The sequence below is a fragment of the Streptomyces actinomycinicus genome, from assembly GCF_016741775.1.
Classification (GTDB): Bacteria; Actinomycetota; Actinomycetes; order Streptomycetales; family Streptomycetaceae; genus Streptomyces; species Streptomyces actinomycinicus.
Map to the genome: position 1 here is coordinate 38,794 of NZ_JAERRK010000024.1, position 22,200 is coordinate 60,993.

Here is a 22,200-nt window from a genome sequence, read left to right on the forward strand (position 1 = left end):
CTCGATGCTGAGGGTTTTTGCGAGGTTTGGGCGGAGTCAAAACGCTGCACGAAAGTCACTCGTGCAACAAAAAACCCCTCGTGCCGGGAGGCAAGCGAGGGGAGCGCGCCGGGGAGGTCGCTGGGGATTCCGGATCGTCCTCCGGTGGTTCCCAGCTCAGCCGACGCGCTGTCCAAGTACGAGAATTCGGGTGCGCATGGGACTGACCCTCCCCCCGGCACGCACCACGTGTCAAGTAGGTGGGACGGGAGTCTCAGAATGTGAACGAAGGGCACTGCCGCCTCCGAGAACAGCGGGCACACCCCCTGTGTACACCCTGTTCGGCTCGCGCGCGCTGCCCGCGAACGCCGGTTCCGCCGGAGCGTGCGGCACCGGGTAATGGCCGGATCCGAGCGCCCGGCGCAGCCGGTACTCGTCGAGCGCCCCGGCGAATGCCATGCCCTGCCCATGGGTGCAGCCCATCGCGCGCAGTGCGACGACCTGCTCCGGCAGGTCCACGCCCTCGGCGACCGACTGGAGCCCGAGGTCGCCCGCGATCCGCAGCAGACCACTGGTGATCTTGTGCAGGCGCGCGGACTCGACCACGCCCTCGATCAGGCTCCGGTCGAGCCTGAGGATGTCCACGGGCAGCCGGCGCAGGGCCGTGATGGCCGCGTAGCCGCTGCCGAAGCCGTCCAGCGCGATCCGCACCCCGAGCCGGCTGAGCGTGGTCAGCCGGCGCTCCAGTTCGTCCAGGGAGACCCGCGGATCGGTGTCGGACAACTCGACGACCAGCGCGCCCGGCGGCAGGCCGTGCCGACTGAGCAGCGCCTCCACGGAGCCCAGCGGCGCCGAGCGGTCCAGCAGCCGCCGGGCGCTCAGCCGGACGGCCACGGGCAGAACGACCCCGGTGGCGGCCCGCTCGGCGGCCTGCTCCACGGCCTCCTCGAGGATCCAGCGGTCCAGCTCGGCGGTCTTGTCACTGTCCTCGGCGACCCGCAGGAACTCGGCCGGCGTGAACAGCACCCCCTGCGAGGAACGCCAGCGCGCCTGAGCGGAGACCGCCTTGATCCGGCCGTTCTGCAGACACACCACCGGCTGGTGCAGCAGCGTGAACTCCCCGTCGTGCAGCGCGGCGCGCAGGCGCGTGGCCAGCTCCGCCTTGCGGACGACGTCCTGCTGCATCTGGGGCCGGTACAGCTCGACCCGGCCCTTCCCGGCGGATTTCGCGCGGTACATCGCCAGGTCGGCGTTGCGCAGCAGCTCTCCCGCGCCGAGGCCCGGCTCGGCGAAGGCGGCGCCGATGGAGGCGTTCACCCGGACATCGTTGCCGTCGATGGCGTACGGGTGGGAGAGGGTCACCCTGAGGCGGTCGGCGAGCTCCAGGATGTTCCGCTCCCGGGCGGCACGGTCCCGGGTGCCGTCCCCGACGATCAGGGCCGCGAACTCGTCGCCGCCCAGCCGGGAGGCGGTGTCCCCCTGCCGGACCGCTTCCTGGAGTCTGCGGGCCGCCTGCACGAGCAGTTCGTCCCCTGCCTGGTGCCCGATCGTGTCGTTGACCGCCTTGAAGCCGTCCAGGTCGATGAAGAGCACGGCCGTGCCGCGCAGGGCGGCACCCCGGTCGCTGGCGCGGCGGCCGGACAGGGCCTGCTGCACCCGCTGGGTGAACAGCGCGCGGTTGGGCAGGTCGGTGAGCGGGTCGTGCTCGGCGTTGTGCTGCAACTGCGCCTGCAGGCGCACCCTTTCGGTCACGTCCCGGCTGTTGAAGATCAGCCCGCCGTGGTGGCGGTTGACGGTCGACTCGACGTTGAGCCAGCCGCCGTCGCCCGAGCGGAACCGGCACTCGATGCGCGTGGTGGGTTCCTCGAGCGGGTTGGCGGCGAGGAAGCGGCGCACCTCGTGCACCACGCAGCCCAGGTCCTCCGGGTGGATGAGACCGGCCAGCTCGGTGCCCACCAGTTCCTCGGCGGGGCGGCCGTAGACCCCGGCGGCGGCCGGGGAGACGTACCGCAGGATGCCGTTGGGCGCGGCGATCATGATGACGTCGCTGGAGCCCTGCACCAGGGACCGGAAGTGGTTCTCCTTCTGCGCCAGTTCCTGGGTGAGGGTGATGTTGTCCAGCAGCATGATGCCCTGCCGGATGACGAGCGCCAGCACCACGGCACCCGCGGTGATCAGCACGACGTGATCGGGTCTGCGGCCGTTGAGGACGTTGTACAGGATGCCCAGGGTGCACACGGCTGCGGCGAGGTACGGGGTGAGGGCCGCGAGGGAGCCGGTGAGCGGCCGGCCGGCCGGGTACCGGCTGTGTTCGCCGCCCGGTGCGGGCGCCGGGTACCGGCTCTGTTCACCGCCCGGCGCGGGCAGGGCGGCGTACTGGTGGCCGGTGCTCCGCTGCCCGGGCACGTGCTCGTGGACCACGCGGGTGTGCCCGTCCGCCGCACCCGCGTCCTGGGCGCCCCGGCTGCGGGGGGTGGCCCAGGGGGCGTAGGCGAGCAGCAGGGAACCGGCGAACCAGCCCGCGTCCAGCAGTTGTCCGGAGCGGTAGCTGCTGTGCAGCAGCGGCGAGGTGAACAGCGCGTCGCACATGACGGTCAGCGCGAGCGCGCCGATCGCGGTGTTCACCGCCGTACGGTTGCCCGGCGCGCGCCGGAAGTGCAGCGCGAGGACCATGCTGACCAGCGCGATGTCGAGCAGCGGGTACGCCAGCGACAGCGCGGTCTGCGCCACGCCGGCCCCGTCGAACCTGGCCGTCTGGGCGAGGGCGAGGCTCCACGACAGGGTGAGCAGCGAGCCGCCGATCAGCCAGGCGTCCAGCCCCAGGCAGATCCAGCCCGCCCTCGTCACCGGTCGCTTGGCGAGCACCAGCAGGCCCACGATGGCGGGCGGCGCGAAGCACAGGAAGAACAGGTCCGCGTAACTGGGACTGGGCACGTCGACGTCCAGGACGACCTCGTACCACCCCCAGACCGCGTTGCCCAGGGAGGTCATCGTGGCCGAGAGGGCGAACAGCAGCCAGGCCGAGCGGAAGCGGACGCGCGAGCCACGGGCGTACTGGAAGCAGGAGACGGCGGCCGCGCCGGCCGCCGCGCTCAGTCCGAAGTCGCCCATGATGTCGGCGACTTCCTTGGTGCCCCAGCCGAACGCGGCTCCGGCACCGTAGGCCGCGCAGACGAGGGCGAGCACGAGCTGCTCCACGAGGCGCGGGCTGTCGCCGACCGTCGGCCGGCGTGGCGGCGCCTGCTGCGGGTGCGGTGCGCGCACGGCCCCGTCGAGGGGGCTCGTGACCGAGGGCGGCGCGCTCACCGGGGCCTCCCCGTACGCGCGGCTCCCGGGTCCCGGCGGTCCCGGCTCGCTGGATGCGCATGCCTGCGGCGGCCGCTGTGCCTGCGGTGCTGCTGACTGTGGTGGCTGGTGTGATGGCCGCGCCGGCGCGCGGCCGTCCGCCAGGGTCGCCGTCGGCGGCTCCGCCGCGTCGGATCGTTCGTCCATAGGCCGTGCATCGCCCGTCGCCCCCCTCACAGATCTCAACTGTCCATCCCCGGCGCCGAACGGTCAGCGGCGCAGCCCCTGTCCGGGACGATACACCAGGATCGTCACTCAGGGACATAGCTTCTCTACGCTCCGTGACGACCAGCGGCGATGCGGGCACGGCCCGCGTCCGAAAGGTTGCGGAGGGTGCCTGGAAGCGGGATTACCGCCCGTTTGCGCCCGTCGTGAGGATCACGTTCCGCAGGGGCTCGCCGTTCACGAACCGGGTCAGCTGGTCGGCGATCAGCCGCTCGGCGCGCGGCAGGAAGGCCGAGGAGGGCCCGCCCACGTGCGGGGTGATCAGCACTCCGGGCGCCTGCCACAAGGGATGTCCCGGCGGCAGCGGCTCCGGATCGGTCACGTCCAGGGCGGCGGTGATCCGGCCCGTCTCCACCTCGGTCAGCAGCGCGTTCGTGTCGACCACGGGCCCGCGTGCGACGTTCACGAGCAGCGCCCCGTCCTTCATCCGCGCCAGGAAGCCGGCGTCGACCAGGCCCAGGGTGGCCTCTGTGAGCGGCGTGCAGAGGATCACGACGTCCGCTTCCGGGAGCAGTGAAAGCACATCGGTGATCGGGTGCACAAGACCGCGCGCCGTGGTGCGCCGGGAGCGCGCGATGCGCGCCACCCGCGCGACTTCGAACGGTGCGAGCCGGTCCTCGATCGCGGCTCCGATGGACCCGTACCCGACGATGAGGACGTTCTTGTCGGCGAGCGAAGGCCGGAACACGCCCTCCCAGTGCTCCTTCTCCTGGGCGCGCACGAAGCCGGGGATGCCGCGCAGCGCGGCGAGGGTCAGGGTGAGCGCCAGCTCGGCCGTGCTCGTCTCGTGCACCCCGCGCGCGTTGCACAGCTGCACGCCCGGCGCGATGGCCGACATCCGTGCGGTGATGTCGTCGACGCCGGCGGTGAGCGTCTGGATGACCCGGACGTTCGTCAGCTGCTCCAGCGGACGCACCTTCACCGGCCACCGCTTCATGTACGGCACCACGTAGAAGACGCACTCGGCGGGGTCACCGGGAAACGGCTGGTCACCGTCGTCTCCCCCGTCCCAGAACAGGTACCGGGGGCCGTCGGGCAGTCCCTTGATCTCCTCGGGCGGAAGGGGAAGCCACACGTCTGAAGTCATGCGAGGAGGCTATGTCAGGCGCCTGCGCGTGCAGAGGTTAGGTTGGTGGCCGGTCAGAGGGAGGTTCACGAGCAGGTGGAGCGCAGGACGATCGGCGCGGGGGGACTCGCGGTGGGGGCCGTCGGACTCGGGTGCATGCCCATGAGCTGGGCGTACAGCGGATCACGGCAGCGGGGCGAGGAGTCGGTGAGAACCGTGCACCGGGCGCTGGATCTGGGCTCGGACCTCCTGGACACGGCGGACATGTACGGCCCGTTCACCAACGAGCTGCTGCTGGGCAGGGTGCTCAAGGAACGGCGCCGGGACGCCTTCGTGTCCACCAAGGTGGGTCTGCTGGTGGGCGAGCAGCACATCGTGGCCAACGGCCGCCCCGGCTACGTGAAGCGGGCCTGTGACGCCTCGCTGCGCCGGCTCCAGACGGACGTGATCGACCTGTACCAGCTGCACCGCGCCGACCCCGAGGTGCCCGTCGAGGAGACGTGGGGCGCGATGGCGGACCTGGTGCGGGCCGGGAAGGTACGGGCGCTCGGCCTGTGCGCGGTCGGGGCGCGCGGCGGCCGCCGCTCGGGGTCGGGGCTGTACGACGGCACGCTGCGCCAGTTGCAGCGGGTGCAGCAGGTGTTCCCGGTGAGCGCGGTGCAGGCGGAGCTGTCGGTGTGGTCGCCGGAGGCGCTGCAGGCGCTGCTGCCGTGGTGCGCCGCGCGCGGCGTGGGCTTCCTGGCGGCGATGCCGCTGGGCAACGGCTTCCTGTCCGGCACGCTCACCCCGGGCGAGGGCTTCGAACCGGACGACGTGCGCGCACGCCACCCCCGGTTCACCGCCGAGATGATGGCGGCCAACCAGCCGATCGTCGCCGGTCTGCGGCGCATCGCCCGCCGGCACGGCGAGGACGTCACCCCGGCGCAGGTGGCGCTGGCCTGGACGCTGGCGCAGGGCCGCCACGTGATCGCGCTGCCGGGCACCAAGCAGGAACGCTGGGCCGCTCAGAACGCGGCGGCCGCCGGGCTGCGGCTGACCGGGAAGGACCTGGCGGAGGTGTCCCGGCTGCCGGCGGCCCAGGGGTCCTGGGACTGAGGTTCCCGCCCTCGTTTTCCCGGGATCGGGAACCCGAGGCCCAGGGGTCCTGGGACTGAGGTTCCCGCCCTCGTTTTCCCGGGATCGGGAACCCGAGGCCCAGGGGTCCTGGGGCTGAGGTTCCCTCCCTCGTTTTCCCGGGATCGGGAACCCGGGCGGCGCGGGCGGAGTATGAGAGGGAGAGAGCCTGCCTGGGACCGCCGCCCCGAAGGGAACCGTGATCGTGCGACGTCGAGCTGTACCGGCCGTCCTGGCCGCGACCGCCCTCCTGCTGACGGCCGCCTGTTCCTCCGGGGGCGGGGGCTCGCCGGGCAGGACGCCGGCGGCCACGGCGTCGGGCGCCGGCCCGTCCGGGCAGGGCACGGGGTCGGCGCCCCCGGCCCAGGGCTCGGTGAAGGTGCTGCGCACGGTGGCCGAGGGCCTCAAGACGCCGTGGGGACTGGCTCCGCTGCCCGGCGGCGACGGCGTGCTGGTCTCCTCCCGGGACGAGGGCACGATCACCCGGATCGACGGGAAGACCGGCCGGAAGACCGAGCTGGGCACGGTGTCCGGGGTCTCGCCGGCCGGTGAGGGCGGCCTGCTGGGCATCGCCCTCTCCCCCGACTACGCCTCGGACCACATGATCTACGCCTACTTCACCTCGGCCTCGGACAACCGCGTCGTCCGCATGCTGTACGACGAGCAGCGGCCGGCCGGTGAGCAACTGGGCGCCCCGGACACGGTGTTCAAGGGCATCCCCAAGGGCTTCATCCACAACGGCGGCCGGATCGCGTTCGGCCCGGACGGCATGCTGTACGCCGGCACCGGCGAGAGCGGGCGGCGCGGCCTCGCGCAGGACCGGAAGTCGCTGGGCGGCAAGATCCTGCGGCTGACCCCGGAGGGCGAACCGGCGCCGGGCAACCCGTTCCCCGGTTCGCCGGTGTACTCGTACGGCCACCGGAACGTCCAGGGGCTGGCCTGGGACGACAGACAGCGGCTGTTCGCCTCGGAGTTCGGCCAGGACACCTGGGACGAGCTGAACGCGATCAAGCCGGGCGACAATTACGGCTGGCCGGAGGCCGAGGGCAAGTCCTCCGAAGCCGGCGTGCACGACCCGCTGGCGCAGTGGCACACGGACGACGCCTCCCCCAGCGGCATCGCCTGGGTGAACGGCGTCATCTGGATGGCGGGCCTGAAGGGCAACCGCCTGTGGCGCATCCCGCTGAACGGCACGTCCGCCTCGGCCGCCCCGCAGGCGTTCCTCCGGGGCACCTACGGCCGTCTGCGCACGGTGGCGGCTGCGGACGGCGACAGGGTCTGGCTGGTCACCAGCAACACCGACGGCCGGGGCACGCCGAAGAAGGGCGACGACCGGGTGCTGGAGGTACAGGTGAAGTGATCCCGGCCCGCAGGTGGGAACCGGCGGCGGCCTTCACCGAGGCCGCCTCAGCCGTCGCCGTCCCGGCCCGGACGGCCTTCGGCCGGTGGCTTTTCCGGCAGCCGTATCACCGCCGTTCCGGAGGCCAGGTCTATGGGCCCGCGGCCGGGATCGTTGTCGCCGACGTCCTCGCGGGTCAGTTCGAGCCGGTTCTCCTCGTCCCGGGTGTGCTTGCGGCCAGGTGCGAACAGTTCCTCGAAGGCGTTGAACACGGCTCCCCCTCACTGCCGGTCTTCCCGGACCACTCCAGCGTAGGGCTCAGCCCGGCGTTTCGGCGGGGAGCGGCTGCGCGGCGAACAGTTCCAGCCGGTGCGCCACCGCCGCCGCCTCGCCCCGGCCGGAGACGCCGAGCTTGCTGAGGATGTTGGACACGTGGACGCTCGCGGTCTTCGGGGAGATGAACAGCGCCTCGGCTATCTGGCGGTTGGTGCGGCCGGCCGCGACCAGGCCGAGGACGTCCCGCTCCCGGCTGGTGAGGCCGAGCGCCGCCGCCGGGTCGGCGGGGGCGGAGTCCCGGCCCGGGCCCGGCCGTGGCCCGGGGCCGAGGGTGAGGCGGGCCCGCTGGGCGAGGCGGGCGACGGCGTCGGCCAGGGGGCGGGCGCCGAGGCGGTCGGCCACCTCGGCGGCCGTCCGCAGCAGTTCCACCGCGCGCTCGCGTTCGGCGTCGCCGCCCTCGGCCAGCAGCACCCCGGCCAGGCGGTGACGGACCCGGGCGAGGTCGTACGGGCGGTCCAGGCACTCGAAGGCGGTGACGACCGGCGTCCAGGTGTCCTTGGTGTCCCGGCCCTGCGCCCGCAGGAGTTCGGCTCGGGTCCACTGCCCGTAGGCCGACCAGAGGGGGACGTCGGTGGTGAGGGTCCGTGCGGCGGCCGAGAGGCGGTCGAGGGTCTCGGCACGGCCGGGCTGGGCGGCCGGGAGGGTACGGACGCCGGCCTCGGCGGTCGCGGCGGCCAGCAGCAGCGGCCAGGCCAGGCGGTGGGTGCCGGGCGGGAAGCCGGCGTCCAGGGCCGGGAGCAGTGCCGCGCGGGTGTCGGCCGTGCGGCCCTCCGCGGCGGCGATGCCGAGGGTGATGCGGGCCAGCGGCAGGGACTGCTGGGGTCTGGGGTCGTGGGTGCCGTACCAGGAGCGGGCGGAGGCGAGCTGGCGGCCGGCCTCGGCGAGGTCGCCGCGGTGCAGGGCGAGGTGGGCCAGGCGCAGGGCGCCCGCGCCGCGCGGTTTGGCGCTGTGGTCGCCGTGGGTCGCGTGCGCGGCGGCCTCGGCGGCCTCCTCCCACCGGCCGAGCGCGTAGAGCGCGTCGGAGAGGTTGCCCCAGGCCCAGGCGCCGGAGTCCAGCAGTCCGTACCGGCGGCAGAAGTCGATGCCCTCGCGCAGCAGCGGGACGGCCTCCCGGTCCCTCCCGACGCTGCGCAGCGCGGACGGCAGGTTCACGTAGGCGCGGCCCGCGACCGGGTGCAGGCCCTCCTCCCGGGTCTCGCGCAGGACCTGCCGCATCTGCTCGAGGCCGGTGCGGTGGTCGCCGGCCTCCACCGTCAGGCCGCCCAGGGTGAGCAGGGCGTGCAGTTCGGTCTCCCGGGCACCCACCATCCGTGCGTACTGCACCGCCCGTTCGGCGGCGGCGAGGGCCTCGGGGCCGGGGCGGTGCTGCATGGACCAGGTGGCGGCGACCGCCAGTACCTCGGCGTGCACCTCGGACGGCGGCAGGCCGCGCACCAGGTCCTGGGCGGTGGCCAGTTCCTGCCAGCCGTCGCCGCGGGCCATGGCCTGCACCAGCCGGGAGCGTTGCACCCAGAACCAGGCGGCGCGCAGCGGGTCCGGCTCGTCCTCCAGGAGGCGGACGGCCCGCTTGGTGATCTTCAGGGCGCGTTCGCGTTCGCCGCCGAAGCGGCCCGCCACGGCCGCCTCGGCCATCAGGTCGAGGTAGCGCAGCGGGGTGGTGACCGGGTCGCAGCCGCACGGGGGGTAGACCTCCGTGTAGTCGACCGGGCGCAGGGCGGCGCGCACCTCTTCGGGGGCGCTGTCCCACAGCTCCATCGCCCGTTCCAGCAGCCCGAGTTGTTCGGTGTAGGCGTGCCGGCGGCGGGCGACGACGGAGGCGGCCAGGACGGCGGGCAGGGCCTTCGCCGCGTCGTGCGCGTGGTACCAGTAGCTGGCCAGGCGCATCACGCGGGCGTCGGCGGGGACGAGGGTGGGGTCGGTCTCCAGGGCCTCGGCACACCGGCGGTTGAGCCGGGAGCGTTCCCCGGGCAGCAGGTCGTCGGCGACGGCCTCGCGGACCAGGGAGTGCCGGAAGCGGTAGCCGTCGCCGGCCCGGGTGACGGTGAGGATGTTGGCACCGACGGCGGCGCGCAGCGCGTCGATGAGGTCGTCCTCGGAGAGCTGGGCCACGGCGGCGATCAGCCGGTACTCCACCGTCGAACCGCCCTCGGCGACGATCCGGGCGACCCGCTGGGCGCTCTCGGGCAGTGCCTCGACGCGCACCAGGAGCAGGTCGCGCAGGGAGTCGGACAGGCCGGTGCAGTTGCCGTCGTAGGTGGCGACGGCGAGTTCCTCGATGAAGAAGGCGTTGCCGTCGGAGCGTTCGTAGATCTCGTCGGCCTGGGCGGGGTCGGGTTCGGCGGCGAGGATGCCGGCGAGCTGACGGCCCGCCTCCTCACGGGTGAACCGGGCGAGTTCGATGCGGCGGACGGTGCGCAGCCGGTCGAGTTCGGCGAGCAGGGGGCGCAGCGGGTGGCGGCGGTGGATGTCGTCGGAGCGGTAGGTGGCCAGGACCAGCAGGCGGCCGGCGCGCAGGGTGCGGAAGAGGTAGGCGAGCAGGTGGCGGGTGGAGGCGTCGGCCCAGTGCAGGTCCTCCAGGACCAGCACGACGGTGTGGGCGGCGGCGACCCGTTCCAGGAGGCGGGCGGTGAGTTCGAACAGGCGGGCCATGCCCTGTTCGTCGTGACGGCCGGCGCCGGCCTCGCCGAGATCGGGCAGCAGCCGGGCCAGTTCTTCCTCCTGGCCCGCCGCAGCGGCGGCGAACTCCTCCGGCACGGCGTCGCGCAGGGCGCGCAGCGCGGTGGAGAACGGCGCGAACGGCAGACCGTCGGCACCGATCTCCACACAGCCGCCGACCGCGACGACCGCGCGCCGGGCGGCGGCCGTGGCGAACTCCTCCACGAGGCGGGTCTTGCCCACGCCGGCCTCACCGCCGAGCAGCAGCGCCTGCGGCTCGGCCGCGGCGGCACGGGCGAGCGCGTCGTTCAGCGTGTCCAACTCGTCGGTACGGCCGACGAAAACGGGACTGACGGACCTGGTCTCCACGGTCCCGAGCATCGCACGGGGCCGGGACGCCGGGGCACCGGTTTTCCACAGGACCGGTCCGATCGTCGTACCGGTAACCGGATCTGTCGTACCGGCAGACGAAAGGGCCGTACGACTCTGCCGGAGAGTCGTACGACCCTGGGGTGCTGAGCGGCCGACCCCCGTACGGCCGCCCTCCCCGGCCGTGGTCACGCGGTGCGCGGCAGCCGGTGCCGGCGGGGCCGGTCGGTATGGGACTCGGCGGCCGCGGTTCCGTCACCGGCGCTCGCCGCCCGGCGGGCGGCGCGGCGGGAACGTACGGCTTCCCGGGCCAGGCGCTCCTGCTGGGCCACACGGCGCAGTTCGGCGGAGCGGACCCGGTGGAGGTCGAGTGCGTGCATGGCGGTCTCCTTCGGAGAGTCGGTGTCGTGCGTCGCTTTCTGCGATGCCTTCACTTTCGTCTCTCAGGGAGGTGCGCCACATCGGGAGAGTTCCGCATCTTCGGGCGGCCGGCGGCCCGCACGCGCGCGTAAGGGGCCTCAGGGCGTCCATAAGGTGGTACCGGACTCCCTAAGGCCCCCGGGAGCTGCGGCTTCTCAGCCGGCCGAGGGCAGGCCGAGCAGTGCGTCGGAGTACTTCAGGACGGCCAGGAGCAGACCGATGACGCCGAGCGAGACACCCGCCCAGGCGACCGACCTGATCCAGGCGGCCTGGGGGCGGCCGGGGGCGCCGAACGCGGGACGGGCCAGTACGACGACGCCGGTGAGCAGGGCGGTCAGGGCGAACAGGCCGGCCCACAGGGCGGTGGTGTGCCAGGCGTCGCCGTAGACCTCCTTGATCTGCTGGGAGACACCCGCCGTGGTGGAGGTCCGGAGCTGGCCGACGAGCTGCTCGCGGGCGGATGCGACGGTGCCGATCCAGCCGCCGGTGAGGGAGACCAGGCCGAGTGCGGCGGAGACGACGGCACCGGCGCCCTGGCCGACCCCCGAGCGCACCACGTCACCGACGGCATCCACCCCGTCCAGGCCGTCCGCGCCGTCCAAGCCGTCCAAGCCGTCCAAGCCGTCCAGGCCGTCCGCGCCGTCCACCGCCCCGTCGGCCGTCCCGTCGGCCGCCCTGGGCTCCTCCGCGGTCGCCGTCCTCGGCGCCTCGGCGGTCGCCGTCCTCGTCTCGTCGTCCTTGTGCGCCCCGGTGCCGCCCGTGGCGCCTTCCGTTGTCTTCGTTGCCATGCCCGGCACCGTACGGACGCTGTCTGAGAGGTCTCTTAATGATCGCCGTGCGCGGTACCCGCGCGTGCCGCACGCCACTCGGGCGCGAGGACCGCCCAGATCTCGGTGCTGGTGCGCACCCCCCGGTGCAGGTAGTTCTCGCGGAACAGACCCTCGCGGGTCATGCCGAGCCGCCGGGCCACGGCGATGCTCGGCTCGTTGGCCGCGGACACGTACCACTCCACGCGGTGCATGCCGCGCTCCTCGAAGGCCCAGTCGAGCAGCACCCGCATGCCGCGCGTGACCAGTCCGCGCCCGGCCGCCGCCGGCTCCAGCCAGCAGCCGGCCTCGCAGACCCCGCCCGGGGTGTCCCAGACGCGGAACAGCAGCCCCCCGACGAGCGTGCCGTCGAGCCAGATGCCGTGCACGCTGCCGGCGTCGGCACTGCGCTTGTCGGCGTACGACTTCAGCCAGGCGTGCGCGCCGGCGAGGTCGGACACCACGTCCGGCAGGCCGACGTGGCGGCCGATGAACTCCCGGCCCCGGTCTATGTTGGCCAGGAGTTCCGCGGCGTGCCAGACCTCGAGGGGCTTCAGTTCGGCGCCGTCACCGAGCGATGTCGCGTACATCGTGCTGCTCTTCCTTCCGCAGTTCGTCCACCGGGACCCGGCCGAGCCTCTCATGCGCGGCGCGGCACTCGGGCGGCTCGGTGCCTCGGGGCGACGGCGGCGGCCAGGGCGATGCCGAACATGGCGATGACTTGTCCCCGCTGAGCACGGACGCGAGGAAGGCCGAGACCATGATGACCGCGGCGGAGTCGGTCACGCGGCTGGTCCCGGTGAGGCCCGGGCGGACGGCGCGCCGGTTGTCACCGGTCTCCAGCCACTCCCCGTACATCCGGCTGACCAGGAAGACCTGGCGGTCCGTTCCGTCCGGCGCTTCAGTCGAACTGGTCTCCGAGTGCCATGACCATCGTCCCGGCGACCAGCAGCCACAGGGCCCTGCGCGTACGGCCCGTGGCACCGAGGACGGCGGCGGGGGCGCACACGGCGGCGCCGAGCGCGTAGGCGGCGGGGACCAGGGCCGGGGCGGAGCCGGTGAGCCGGAGCAGCGCGGCGGCCAGTCCGGCGAGGGTCAGCAGCGCCCCGCTGCCGGCGGCGGTCCAGCGGGCCCGCCGGGCGTCCCCGGCCTGCTCCTCCGCGTCGTCCGCCGCCGCCTCGTGCGCGTCGTCCGTCCCGGTTATCGCGGGCTCGGTGTCGGAATCGGTGCTTCCACTCATGGCGGGCGAGCGTAGCGCCTCCGGCCGGGTGACCGGACGCGGGGCCGGTCCCGAACGGCCCGCTGACCCGGGAACGCGACGGCCCCGGAGGACACGCCTCCGGGGCCGTCGCAGGGCCGTGCGGCAGCCGGCTCAGCCCTCGCTGACGCCCAGCTTCTCCAGGATCAGTTCCTTGACGCGGGCCGCGTCGGCCTGGCCGCGGGTGGCCTTCATGACCGCGCCGACCAGGGCACCGGCCGCGGCCACCTTGCCGCCGCGGATCTTGTCCGCGATGGCCGGGTTGCCGGCGATGGCCTCCTCGACGGCAGTGGTCAGGGCGCCCTCGTCCGAGACGACCTTCAGACCGCGCTTGTCGACGACCTCGTCCGGGGTGCCCTCGCCCGCGAGGACGCCCTCGATGACCTGGCGGGCCAGCTTGTCGTTCAGGTCACCCTTCGCGACCAGCTCGGTGACCCGGGCGACCTGCTGCGGGGTGATCGCCAGCTCGTCCAGGGCCGTGCCGGACTCGTTGGCGCTGCGCGCCAGTTCGCCCATCCACCACTTGCGGGCGGAGGCCGCGTCGGCACCGGCGTCGATCGTGGCGACGATCGGGTCCAGCGCACCGGCGTTGATGATCGCCTGCATGTCGGTTCCGGAGATGCCCCACTCGGCGAGGAGCCGGGTGCGGCGGGCCAGCGGCAGTTCGGGCAGGGCCGCGCGGATCTCCTCGACCCACTCGCGCGAGGGCGCGACGGGGACCAGGTCGGGCTCCGGGAAGTACCGGTAGTCCTCGGCCTCTTCCTTGACGCGGCCCGAGGTGGTGGACCCGGTGTCCTCGTGGAAGTGGCGCGTCTCCTGGACGATCGTGCCGCCGGAGGACAGTACGGCCGCGTGCCGCTGGATCTCGAAGCGGGCCGCACGCTCCACGGACCGCAGCGAGTTGACGTTCTTCGTCTCCGAGCGGGTGCCGAACTTGTCGGCGCCCTTGGGCATCAGCGACAGGTTCACGTCGCAGCGCATCTGGCCCATCTCCATGCGGGCCTCGGACACGCCGAGGGCACGGATCAGCTCGCGCAGCTCGCGGACGTACGCCTTCGCCACCTCGGGAGCGCGCTCACCGGCGCCGACGATGGGCTTGGTGACGATCTCGATGAGCGGGATGCCGGCGCGGTTGTAGTCCAGCAGGGAGTGGGACGCACCGTGGATACGGCCGGTGGCGCCGCCGACGTGCGTCGACTTGCCGGTGTCCTCCTCCATGTGGGCGCGCTCGATCTCCACGCGGAAGGTCGTCCCGTCCTCCAGCTGTACGTCGAGGTAGCCGTCGAAGGCGATCGGCTCGTCGTACTGGGAGGTCTGGAAGTTCTTCGGCATGTCCGGATAGAAGTAGTTCTTCCGGGCGAAGCGGCACCACTCGGCGATCTCGCAGTTCAGCGCGAGACCGATCTTGATCGCCGACTCGACGCCGGTCGCGTTGACGACCGGGAGCGCGCCGGGCAGGCCGAGGCAGGTCGGGCAGGTCTGCGAGTTGGGCTCGGCGCCCAGCTCGGTCGAACAGCCGCAGAACATCTTCGTCTTGGTGCCGAGTTCGACGTGGACCTCGAGGCCCATGACGGGGTCGTAGGACGCCAGCGCGTCCTCGTACGACACCAGGTCGGTCGTGGTGGTCACGGTGAAACTTCCCTCTCAGCCCAGCAGGACGTCGTCGTCGCCCAGCCGCTTCAGCTCGCGGTAGAGGATGGCGAGGCCGGTGACGATGGCGGCGGCGGACACGGCGGCGTCGATCAGGCGCAGCGTGTCGCTCTCGGCGCGGGCCAGCTTGGCCTGCTTGGCGACACCGACCGCGCCGAACGCGGTGGTGGCCATGGTCAGGTACAGGCCGGACTTGGACTTCTTGAAGCCCTTGGCCTTGGACAGTGCCTTGCTCACAGCGACGGAGCCTCCTCCAGCAGCGGGTGCCCCCACTTTTCCACGAAGGCGGCCTCGACGGCGGCGCCCACCTTGTACAGCCGGTCGTCCTGCATCGCCGGGGCGATGATCTGCAGGCCCACCGGGAGGTTGTCCTCCGGGGCGAGGCCGCAGGGCAGGGACATGGCCGCGTTGCCCGCCAGGTTGGTCGGGATGGTGCACAGGTCCGCGAGGTACATCGCCATCGGGTCGTCGGCGCGCTCGCCGATCGCGAAGGCGGTGGTCGGCGTCGTCGGCGAGACGATGACGTCGACCTGCTCGAAGGCCTTTTCGAAGTCCCGCGTGATGAGCGTGCGGACCTTCTGCGCCGAGCCGTAGTACGCGTCGTAGTAGCCGCTCGACAGGGCGTACGTGCCGAGCATGATGCGGCGCTTGACCTCGGGGCCGAATCCGGCCTCACGGGTGAGGGAGGTGACCTCCTCGGCCGAGCGGCTGCCGTCGTCACCGGTCCGCCGGCCGTAGCGCAGGCCGTCGAAGCGGGCGAGGTTGGAGGAGCACTCGGACGGCGCGATCAGGTAGTACGCCGACAGGGCGAGGTCGAAGGACGGGCAGTCCAGCTCGACGATCTCGGCGCCCAGCTCCTTGAGCAGCTCGACCGACTCGTCGAAGCGCTGGATCACGCCGGCCTGGTAGCCCTCGCCGCGGAACTGCTTGACCACGCCGACGCGCATGCCGGCGACGGAGCCGTTGCGGGCGGCCTCGACGACCGGCGGGACCGGGGCGTCGATGGAGGTGGAGTCCAGCGGGTCGTGCCCGGCGATCACCTCGTGCAGCAGCGCCGCGTCCAGGACCGTACGGGCACAGGGGCCGCCCTGGTCGAGGGAGGACGAGAAGGCGACCATGCCGAAGCGGGACACCGCCCCGTAGGTGGGCTTCACGCCGACCGTGCCGGTGACGGACGCCGGCTGGCGGATGGAGCCGCCGGTGTCGGTGCCGATGGCGAGCGGGGCCTGGAAGGCGGCGAGGGCGGCGGAGGAGCCACCGCCGGAGCCACCGGGGATCTTGGTGAGGTCCCAGGGGTTGCCGGTCGGGCCGTAGGCGCTGTTCTCGGTGGAGGACCCCATGGCGAACTCGTCCATGTTGGTCTTGCCGAGGATCACGACGTCGGCGGCCTTCAGCCGCTTGGTGAGCGTCGCGTCGTACGGCGGGATCCAGCCCTCGAGGATCTTCGAGCCGACGGTGGTCGGCACGCCCTCGGTGGTGAAGATGTCCTTGAGCGCGAGCGGGACGCCGGCCAGCGGGCCGAGCTTCTCGCCGCGGGCCCGCTTCTCGTCCACGGCACGGGCCTGGGCGAGGGCGCCCTCGCGGTCCACGTGCAGGAAGGCGTGCACCTTCTCGTCGACGGCCTCGATGCGGGCGAGGTGGGCCTCGGTGACCTCGACGGCCGTCAGCTCGCCGGAGGCGATCTTCTCGGCGATCTGTGCGGCCGTGAGCTTGATGATGTTGCTGTCCGTCATGGTGGTCACTCCTCCCCCAGGATCTGCGGCACCTTGAAACGCTGCTGCTCCTGGGCCGGGGCGCCGGAGAGCGCCTGCTCGGGGGTGAGCGAGGGACGGACCTCGTCCGGCCGCATGACGTTCGTCAGCGGCAGCGGGTGCGAGGTCGGCGGTACGTCTTGGTCGGCGACCTCGCTGACGCGGGCGACCGCGCCGATGATGTCGTCCAGCTGGCCCGCGAAGTGGTCGAGTTCTTCGGGCTTCAGCTCCAGACGCGCCAGCCGGGCGAGGTGGGCGACCTCCTCGCGCGTGATGCCAGGCATGCAGCGATCCTCTGGGGTGAGTGTGGGTGTATTGGGGCCAATCCTATGGGGCGGCCCCCGGTAGCCGTGAAACGGTTTCCCCGGGGCCCGCCGTCAGGGGCGCCTGTTGTCCCACACGGCGCTCTCCAGGAAGTGGTTGTCGTACCGGTCCTGCACGGCGAGCAGGCTTTCCCGGGAGGCCTCGCCGAGCGCGACACGGCGCAGATGGCGGAAGTACTCGAAGCGCTCGACGCCCGGGGTGAGGACGATGAGCAGGTCGGCGTCGGCACCCGGCACGGCGGCGAAGGCGTGCGGCCTGCCGGGCGGGACGACGACCAGGTCGCCGGGGCCGGCGGTGACGACGTCGTCGCCGGACAGGATGTCGGCGGCGCCGTCCAGCAGGAAGAACATCTCGGCGGAGTTGTCGTGCCAGTGCGGCTCGGCGCCGTCGGCGCCCGCCGTGAGGGTGACGCGCTGGGTGGACAGGGCGCCGCCGGTCCGGCTGCTGTCGGCCAGCAGCCGGACGGTGACGGGCGCGCGGCCGACGACCTCCGCCTCGGCCGCCCGGACGATCACGGACTCGTCGAACTTCGGAACGAACAGGGACATCTCGAAACCCCCTGGTGACGGTGGGCCCGCGGTCGGACGGGGACGAGCGGTGCGGCGCTGATCAGCGCGAGGCGCGGTGGCGAAGTGGACACCTGAGGCGGCGGTCTCCGCACCGCCGTGCGCAGCACTGTCAGCGTGTCGACGAGAGGGACGAGTGCCACGCAGGCCATGAACCACGCCTCGGCGCGGGCGCCGGTGAGCAGGGCGGGGAAGATCAGCCCGAGGGTGCCGTCCCCAGGTCCCTGGACGGGCGGGCGGGCACGGGCGTCGCCGCGCGGGCCGGCCGGGGCGGGCGGGAAGACTACTCGGCGGCCGGCAGAGCCGCAGGCGGCCGTTGCCACCCCCGCGATCCCCGCGCCAGCAACCACGCCGTCGCCTCCTCCGGCGGCATGGCCGCGGCGACCAGCCACCCCTGCACGGCGTCGCAGCCCAGATCCCGCAGCCGCTCCCACGTCTCGTCGTCCTCCACACCCTCGGCGACGACGAGCAGGCCGAGCGAATGGGCCAGGTCGACGGTGCAGCGCACGATCTCGGCGTCCTCGGTGTCGACGGCCAGCCGGGCCACGAAGGAACGGTCGATCTTCAGCTCGCTGACCGGCAGCCGCCGCAGATGTACCAGCGAGGAATAGCCGGTGCCGAAGTCGTCGAGGGACATCTTCACGCCGTGCCCGGTGAGCCCGGCGAGGGTGTCGGCGGCCCGCTGCGGGTCCTCCAGCAGGACGTGTTCCGTTATCTCCAGCTGGAGCGCTCCGGCCGGGACCCCGTGCCGGGCGAGGCGCGCGGCGACCGACCCGGCGAACCCCGGGGTGTGGACGTCACGCGGGGAGACGTTGACGGCGACCGGGACCCTGAGGCCCTGCGCACGCCACTTCGCGACCTGCCCGAGCGCGGTCTCCAGCACGTACTCGGTGAGGTGGGGCATCAGCCCCGAGGACTCGGCTATCGCTATGAACTCGTCCGGCGGCACCTTCCCGCGCTCGGGATGCACCCAGCGGACCAGCGCCTCGAGGCCGGCCACCTGTCCGTCGAAGCGGACCTTGGGCTGGTAGTGCAGCTGGACCTCCTGCGCGTCCAGGGCGCGGCGCAGGTCGCCCAGCAGGCCGAGGCGGTCCGGGGTGTTGGAGTCCCGCTTGGACTCGTACACCTCGACGCCGGTACGGTCCCGCTTCGCCTGGTACATCGCCACGTCCGCCCGGCGCAGCAGGCCTTCGGCGTCGAGCGCGTGGTCGGGGAAGACCGCGACGCCCGCGCTGGCCTCCAGCACGAGGGTGAGTCCGTCGAGGTCGAGCGGGGAGCTGAGGGCGGCGACGAGGCCGCGGGCGACGCGCGTGGCCGACGTGGTGGAGTCGGCGACGGGCAGTAAGACGGCGAATTCGTCCCCGCCGAGCCGGGCGGCCTCGGCGCCGCGCGGCAGGGCGAGCCGCAGCCGGTCGGCGATCTGCAGGAGCAGCCGGTCGCCGGCGAGATGGCCCAGGGTGTCGTTCACCGAACGGAACCGGTCGAGGTCGATGAGCATGAGTGCGGCGCGGGCTCCGATGCGCTCGGCGTCGTCGAGCGCGGTCCATATCCGCTCCTGGAGCCACTGCCGGTTGGGCAGGCCGGTCAGCGGGTCGCGCAGTTGCTCCTCGGCGCGGGCGCGGGCCATCCAGAGCGTGGAGTCCAGTGCGACCAGGGGGATGGCGAACAGCGGGAGCAGGATCGGCTGCGCGTCGGCGACGACGCACAGCAGGGGCGCGATGCCGAGCAGCGCCAGGGCGACCAGGCCCTGCCGGACCAGGGCGGAACGGGCGACGGTGGGCACCCCGCCGCCGCGTGGCGCGTGCAGGTACCACAGCAGGCCACGGCTGACGGCGAGGTAGGCACCCGCGACCAGGACGACCTGGGGGGCCGTGGCGAGGGTCCAGGTGTCGGGCCGCCAGGGCTCCTCGACGCTCGGGACCCGGCCGAACGCGCCCAGCAGCAGGGCGCCGGCGCCGATGCCGAGGATGTCCACCGCACCGTGCAGCACCCCTTGGCGCCAGCGGTGCCGGCGGGCGATGCCGACCAGGACGACGACGGTGAGGCTGACCAGGCCGGCCGGCACCCAGCCGTACAGCAGCAGTACGGCGAGGGTGAGGGCGGCGCCCGATCCGGTGCCGCCCCACCAGCGGGCGCGGCCCAGCATGACGAGGTGGCCGACGATGATCCCGGTGAGCAGGGCCAGCGACCAGCCGACGGTGCCGCCGGGGAAGAGGGCGTGGTGGCCGATGTAGGCGCGGTAGAAGGCGGCGCCCAGCAGGAATCCGGCGGCGGCGACCACGGCCGCGGGCAGGGCCGGCCAGGACACGTGCCGTTCGGTGTCGGTGTCGCCGCCGGCCAGCCCCGGGACGGGCCGCACGGCCAGGGGCAGGGCTGCGTGCGCGTCGGTGACGGCCGCCGGTACGGCCGGACGCGGCTGTGCGCCCGTGCGTCCGTCGGCCCGCCCGGTCCACCGGCTCCCCCGCCATGCGCCCGCGCGGCGGCGCAGGCGCAGCCGTGACTCCGGCGCGGCGCTCTCGGTCGGTTCCATTCCCGTCCCTCTCACAGCCGGCGGTGCCCACGCCACGCGGCCCGATGACCGACAACCATCAGCAGCTCCGCGTCGAAGAAACCTTCCCCGTGCCTCTGGAGTGCACGGAGATGCCCCAGCCGCAGCTGGGCACGGCGGGCGCACACCTCAACAGTAGGCCGCAGAAGGCTTCCACGGGCAGCGGTCTCCGACGGTTGCCCGAATACGCCCGGGCCACCCGTATGCAACTGATATGCGCCGATCGGGTGGCCTTCAACCGCTACTCCCCGGTCGGAAGCGCGACTTCGGCCGCCGCTTCGGGCCCCTGTTCCAAGAGGACGTTGAAACCGTCCTCGTTCAGAACCGGCACCTTCACTTGCATGGCCTTGTCGTACTTCGAACCAGGGTTGTCACCCACTACGACGAATGAGGTCTTCTTCGAAACCGATCCGGTCACCTTCGCGCCCCGGCTCTGCAGCGCCTCCTTGGCGCCGTCCCGGGTGAAGTTCTCCAGCGTGCCGGTCACGACGACCGTGAGCCCCTCCAGCGGGCGCGGCCCCTCGTCCTCGCCGGACGACTCGTCCTCCAGCGGGACTCCGGCGGCCTTCCACTTGCGGACGATCTCGCGGTGCCAGTCCTCGGCGAACCACTCCTTGAGCGCGGCGGCGATGATCGGACCGACGCCGTCGGTGGCCGCCAGCTCCGCCTCGGTCGCCTGTTCGATGCGGTCGACGGAGCGGAACTCGCGGGCGAGGGCCTGCGCGGCCACCGGTCCCACATGCCGGATCGACAGCCCGTTCAGGAAGCGGGCCAGCGGACGGGCCTTGGCCGCCTCGATGTTCGCCAGCAGGGCCAGCGTGTTCTTCTTCGGCTCGCCCTTCTGGTTGGCGAAGACCGTGACGACCTTCTCCTCGCCGGTCTTGGGGTCGCGCCTGGGCAGGCCGCTGTCGGGGTCCAGGACGTAGGCCTTGATGGGCAGCAGCTTCTCCACCGTGAGGTCGAACAGGTCGCCCTCGTCCACCAGCGGCGGGTCGGCCGGCTCCAGCGGCCGGGTGAGCGCGGCGGCGGCCACGTCGCCGAAGTGCTCGATGTCCAGGCACTCGCGGCCGGCGAGGTAGGAGACGCGTTCGCGCAACTGGGCGGGACAGGTGCGGGCGTTGGGACAGCGGAGGTCGATGTCGCCCTCCTTCATGGGCCGCAGCGCGGTGCCGCACTCGGGGCACTCGCCGGGCATCACGAACTCCCGCTCGCTGCCGTCGCGCAGGTCGGCCACCGGGCCGAGGATCTCCGGGATGACGTCACCGGCCTTGCGGATGACGACGGTGTCGCCGATGAGGACGCCCTTGGCCTTGACGACCTCCTGGTTGTGCAGGGTGGCGAACTCGACCTCGCTGCCCGCGACCGTGACCGGCTCGACCTGGGCGTACGGCGTGACGCGGCCCGTGCGGCCGACGCCCACCTTGATGTCGACGAGCTTGGTGTTGACCTCTTCGGGGGCGTACTTGTAGGCGATCGCCCAGCGGGGGGCCCGCGCGGTGGAGCCGAGCCGCCCCTGCAGGCGGATCTCGTCCAGCTTGACGACGACTCCGTCGATCTCGTGCTCGACGGAGTGGCGGTTCTCGCCGTAGTGCGCGATGAACTTCCGTACACCGTCGAGGCCGTCGACCACGCGGTTGTGCCGGGAGGTGGGCAGGCCCCAGGACTTCAGCAGGTCGTACGCCTGCGAGAGCCGGGTCATGCCCGTGAAGCCCTCCAGGGCGCCGATGCCGTGGACGACCATGTGCAGGGGCAGTGTCGCCGTGACCTTGGGGTCCTTCTGGCGCAGGGAACCGGACGCGGAATTGCGGGGGTTGGCGTACGGCTTCTCCCCGGCCGCCACCCGGCGCGCGTTGAGGTCCGCGAAGGCCTCCATCGGGAAGTAGACCTCGCCGCGGATCTCCACCAGGTCGGGCACCTCGTCGCCCTCGAGGCGGTCCGGGATCTCCGCGATCGTCCGGACGTTCTGCGTGATGTCCTCGCCGGTGCGGCCGTCACCGCGGGTCGCCGCGCGGGTGAGGCGGCCGTTCTCGTAGGTGAGGTTGACGGCGAGACCGTCCACCTTCAGCTCGCACAGGAAGTGGTAGTCCTGGTCGCCCAGCTCCCTGGCGATGCGGTCGGCCCAGGCGGCCAGCTCGTCGTCGTTGAAGGTGTTGTCGAGCGACAGCATCCGCTGCCGGTGCTCGACCGCGGTGAACTCCGTCGCGTACGACCCCGCGACCTTCTGGGTGGGCGAGTCCGGGGTGCGCAGCTCCGGGTACTGCTCCTCCAGGGCCTCCAGCGTCTTCAGGAGCGTGTCGAACTCCGCGTCGCTGATGACGGGAGCGTCCTTCACGTAGTACCGGAAGCGGTGCTCCTCGACCTGCTCCGCCAGCTGCGCGTGCTTGTCGCGGGCCTCGGCGGGCACCGCCGTCGTCTCCGCCTGCTTGTCGCCGGCCACCGTGTTGTCCTCC

Annotated in this window: 17 protein-coding genes and 1 pseudogene; 2 read left to right on the plus strand and 16 right to left on the minus strand. The window is 72.8% G+C overall.

Annotation, left to right across the window (positions count from 1 at the left end; all coding sequences use genetic code 11):
• Positions 1-231: 231 nt before the first annotated feature.
• Together JK359_RS32530 and JK359_RS32535 are read right to left on the minus strand one after the other, a co-directional pair.
• On the minus strand, positions 232-3,285 hold the full coding sequence (locus JK359_RS32530) for a putative bifunctional diguanylate cyclase/phosphodiesterase (protein WP_201843193.1): 3,054 nt from the start codon (positions 3,283-3,285) through the stop codon (positions 232-234).
• Positions 3,286-3,673: 388 nt separating this feature from the next.
• Positions 3,674-4,636, minus strand: coding sequence for a 2-hydroxyacid dehydrogenase (locus JK359_RS32535; protein WP_201843194.1), 963 nt, complete (start codon positions 4,634-4,636; stop codon positions 3,674-3,676).
• 75 nt (positions 4,637-4,711) lie between these two features.
• Here JK359_RS32535 and JK359_RS32540 point away from each other — a divergent pair, with 75 nt between their 5' ends.
• Together JK359_RS32540 and JK359_RS32545 are read left to right on the plus strand one after the other, a co-directional pair.
• Positions 4,712-5,710 carry an aldo/keto reductase gene (locus JK359_RS32540; protein WP_201843275.1) on the plus strand — a complete coding sequence of 333 codons (999 nt, stop codon included), beginning with the start codon at positions 4,712-4,714 and terminating at the stop codon, positions 5,708-5,710.
• Between the two features lie 217 nt (positions 5,711-5,927).
• Entirely contained in the window at positions 5,928-7,088 is a 1,161-nt protein-coding gene (locus JK359_RS32545) for a PQQ-dependent sugar dehydrogenase (protein ID WP_201843195.1), read from the plus strand.
• Positions 7,089-7,135: 47 nt separating this feature from the next.
• On the opposite strand, the gene JK359_RS32550 is transcribed toward JK359_RS32545, so the two are convergent.
• The 14 genes and pseudogenes from JK359_RS32550 to ligA form a co-directional block, all read right to left on the minus strand.
• Positions 7,136-7,339, minus strand: coding sequence for a DUF6191 domain-containing protein (locus JK359_RS32550; protein ID WP_201843196.1), 204 nt, complete (start codon positions 7,337-7,339; stop codon positions 7,136-7,138).
• Positions 7,340-7,385: 46 nt separating this feature from the next.
• Entirely contained in the window at positions 7,386-10,439 is a 3,054-nt protein-coding gene (locus JK359_RS32555) for a helix-turn-helix transcriptional regulator (RefSeq protein WP_201843197.1), read from the minus strand.
• Between the two features lie 176 nt (positions 10,440-10,615).
• A complete protein-coding gene (locus JK359_RS32560; protein ID WP_201843198.1) occupies positions 10,616-10,807 on the minus strand; it encodes a hypothetical protein in 192 nt (63 codons plus the stop codon).
• Positions 10,808-11,002: 195 nt separating this feature from the next.
• Entirely contained in the window at positions 11,003-11,635 is a 633-nt protein-coding gene (locus JK359_RS32565) for a hypothetical protein (RefSeq protein WP_201843199.1), read from the minus strand.
• Between the two features lie 35 nt (positions 11,636-11,670).
• Positions 11,671-12,243: a GNAT family N-acetyltransferase gene (locus JK359_RS32570; protein ID WP_201843200.1), complete on the minus strand. Its 573-nt coding sequence runs from the start codon at positions 12,241-12,243 to the stop codon at positions 11,671-11,673.
• A pseudogene (locus tag JK359_RS39480) lies at positions 12,221-12,538 on the minus strand (MMPL family transporter); the annotation flags it as partial. The pseudogene JK359_RS39480 and the gene JK359_RS32570, both read right to left, overlap by 23 nt.
• 16 nt (positions 12,539-12,554) lie before the next feature.
• Complete coding sequence (locus JK359_RS32575) at positions 12,555-12,893, minus strand: hypothetical protein (protein ID WP_201843201.1); 339 nt, start codon at positions 12,891-12,893, stop codon at positions 12,555-12,557.
• A gap of 132 nt (positions 12,894-13,025) precedes the next feature.
• A complete protein-coding gene (gene gatB, locus JK359_RS32580; protein ID WP_201843202.1) occupies positions 13,026-14,540 on the minus strand; it encodes an Asp-tRNA(Asn)/Glu-tRNA(Gln) amidotransferase subunit GatB in 1,515 nt (504 codons plus the stop codon).
• Positions 14,541-14,555: 15 nt separating this feature from the next.
• Complete coding sequence (locus JK359_RS32585; protein WP_201843203.1) at positions 14,556-14,798, minus strand: hypothetical protein; 243 nt, start codon at positions 14,796-14,798, stop codon at positions 14,556-14,558.
• On the minus strand, positions 14,795-16,294 hold the full coding sequence (gene gatA / locus JK359_RS32590) for an Asp-tRNA(Asn)/Glu-tRNA(Gln) amidotransferase subunit GatA (protein ID WP_201843204.1): 1,500 nt from the start codon (positions 16,292-16,294) through the stop codon (positions 14,795-14,797). Before gatA ends, JK359_RS32585 begins: the two co-directional genes overlap by 4 nt.
• Before the next feature lie 5 nt (positions 16,295-16,299).
• Positions 16,300-16,596: an Asp-tRNA(Asn)/Glu-tRNA(Gln) amidotransferase subunit GatC gene (gene gatC, locus JK359_RS32595; protein ID WP_004925108.1), complete on the minus strand. Its 297-nt coding sequence runs from the start codon at positions 16,594-16,596 to the stop codon at positions 16,300-16,302.
• 93 nt (positions 16,597-16,689) lie between these two features.
• Positions 16,690-17,184, minus strand: a complete 495-nt coding sequence (locus tag JK359_RS32600) for a cupin domain-containing protein (protein WP_201843205.1) — start codon at positions 17,182-17,184, stop codon at positions 16,690-16,692.
• A 301-nt stretch (positions 17,185-17,485) separates the two neighbouring features.
• Positions 17,486-19,732, minus strand: a complete 2,247-nt coding sequence (locus tag JK359_RS32605; protein WP_201843206.1) for a putative bifunctional diguanylate cyclase/phosphodiesterase — start codon at positions 19,730-19,732, stop codon at positions 17,486-17,488.
• A gap of 259 nt (positions 19,733-19,991) precedes the next feature.
• Positions 19,992-22,187 carry an NAD-dependent DNA ligase LigA gene (gene ligA / locus JK359_RS32610; protein WP_201843207.1) on the minus strand — a complete coding sequence of 732 codons (2,196 nt, stop codon included), beginning with the start codon at positions 22,185-22,187 and terminating at the stop codon, positions 19,992-19,994.
• Positions 22,188-22,200: the final 13 nt, after the last annotated feature.

What these genes read in the sequence shown, in the direction of transcription:
- JK359_RS32600 (WP_201843205.1), bottom strand. Translation starts at nt 17,184, where the DNA reads ATGTCCCTGTTCGTTCCGAAGTTCGACGAGTCCGTGATCGTCCGGGCG.
- JK359_RS32605 (WP_201843206.1), bottom strand. Translation starts at nt 19,732, where the DNA reads ATGGAACCGACCGAGAGCGCCGCGCCGGAGTCACGGCTGCGCCTGCGC.
- JK359_RS32575 (WP_201843201.1), bottom strand. Translation starts at nt 12,893, where the DNA reads ATGAGTGGAAGCACCGATTCCGACACCGAGCCCGCGATAACCGGGACG.
- JK359_RS32560 (WP_201843198.1), bottom strand. Translation starts at nt 10,807, where the DNA reads ATGCACGCACTCGACCTCCACCGGGTCCGCTCCGCCGAACTGCGCCGT.
- JK359_RS32535 (WP_201843194.1), bottom strand. Translation starts at nt 4,636, where the DNA reads ATGACTTCAGACGTGTGGCTTCCCCTTCCGCCCGAGGAGATCAAGGGA.
- gatC (WP_004925108.1), bottom strand. Translation starts at nt 16,596, where the DNA reads ATGCCTGGCATCACGCGCGAGGAGGTCGCCCACCTCGCCCGGCTGGCG.
- JK359_RS32570 (WP_201843200.1), bottom strand. Translation starts at nt 12,243, where the DNA reads ATGTACGCGACATCGCTCGGTGACGGCGCCGAACTGAAGCCCCTCGAG.
- JK359_RS32565 (WP_201843199.1), bottom strand. Translation starts at nt 11,635, where the DNA reads ATGGCAACGAAGACAACGGAAGGCGCCACGGGCGGCACCGGGGCGCAC.
- gatA (WP_201843204.1), bottom strand. Translation starts at nt 16,294, where the DNA reads ATGACGGACAGCAACATCATCAAGCTCACGGCCGCACAGATCGCCGAG.
- JK359_RS32555 (WP_201843197.1), bottom strand. Translation starts at nt 10,439, where the DNA reads ATGCTCGGGACCGTGGAGACCAGGTCCGTCAGTCCCGTTTTCGTCGGC.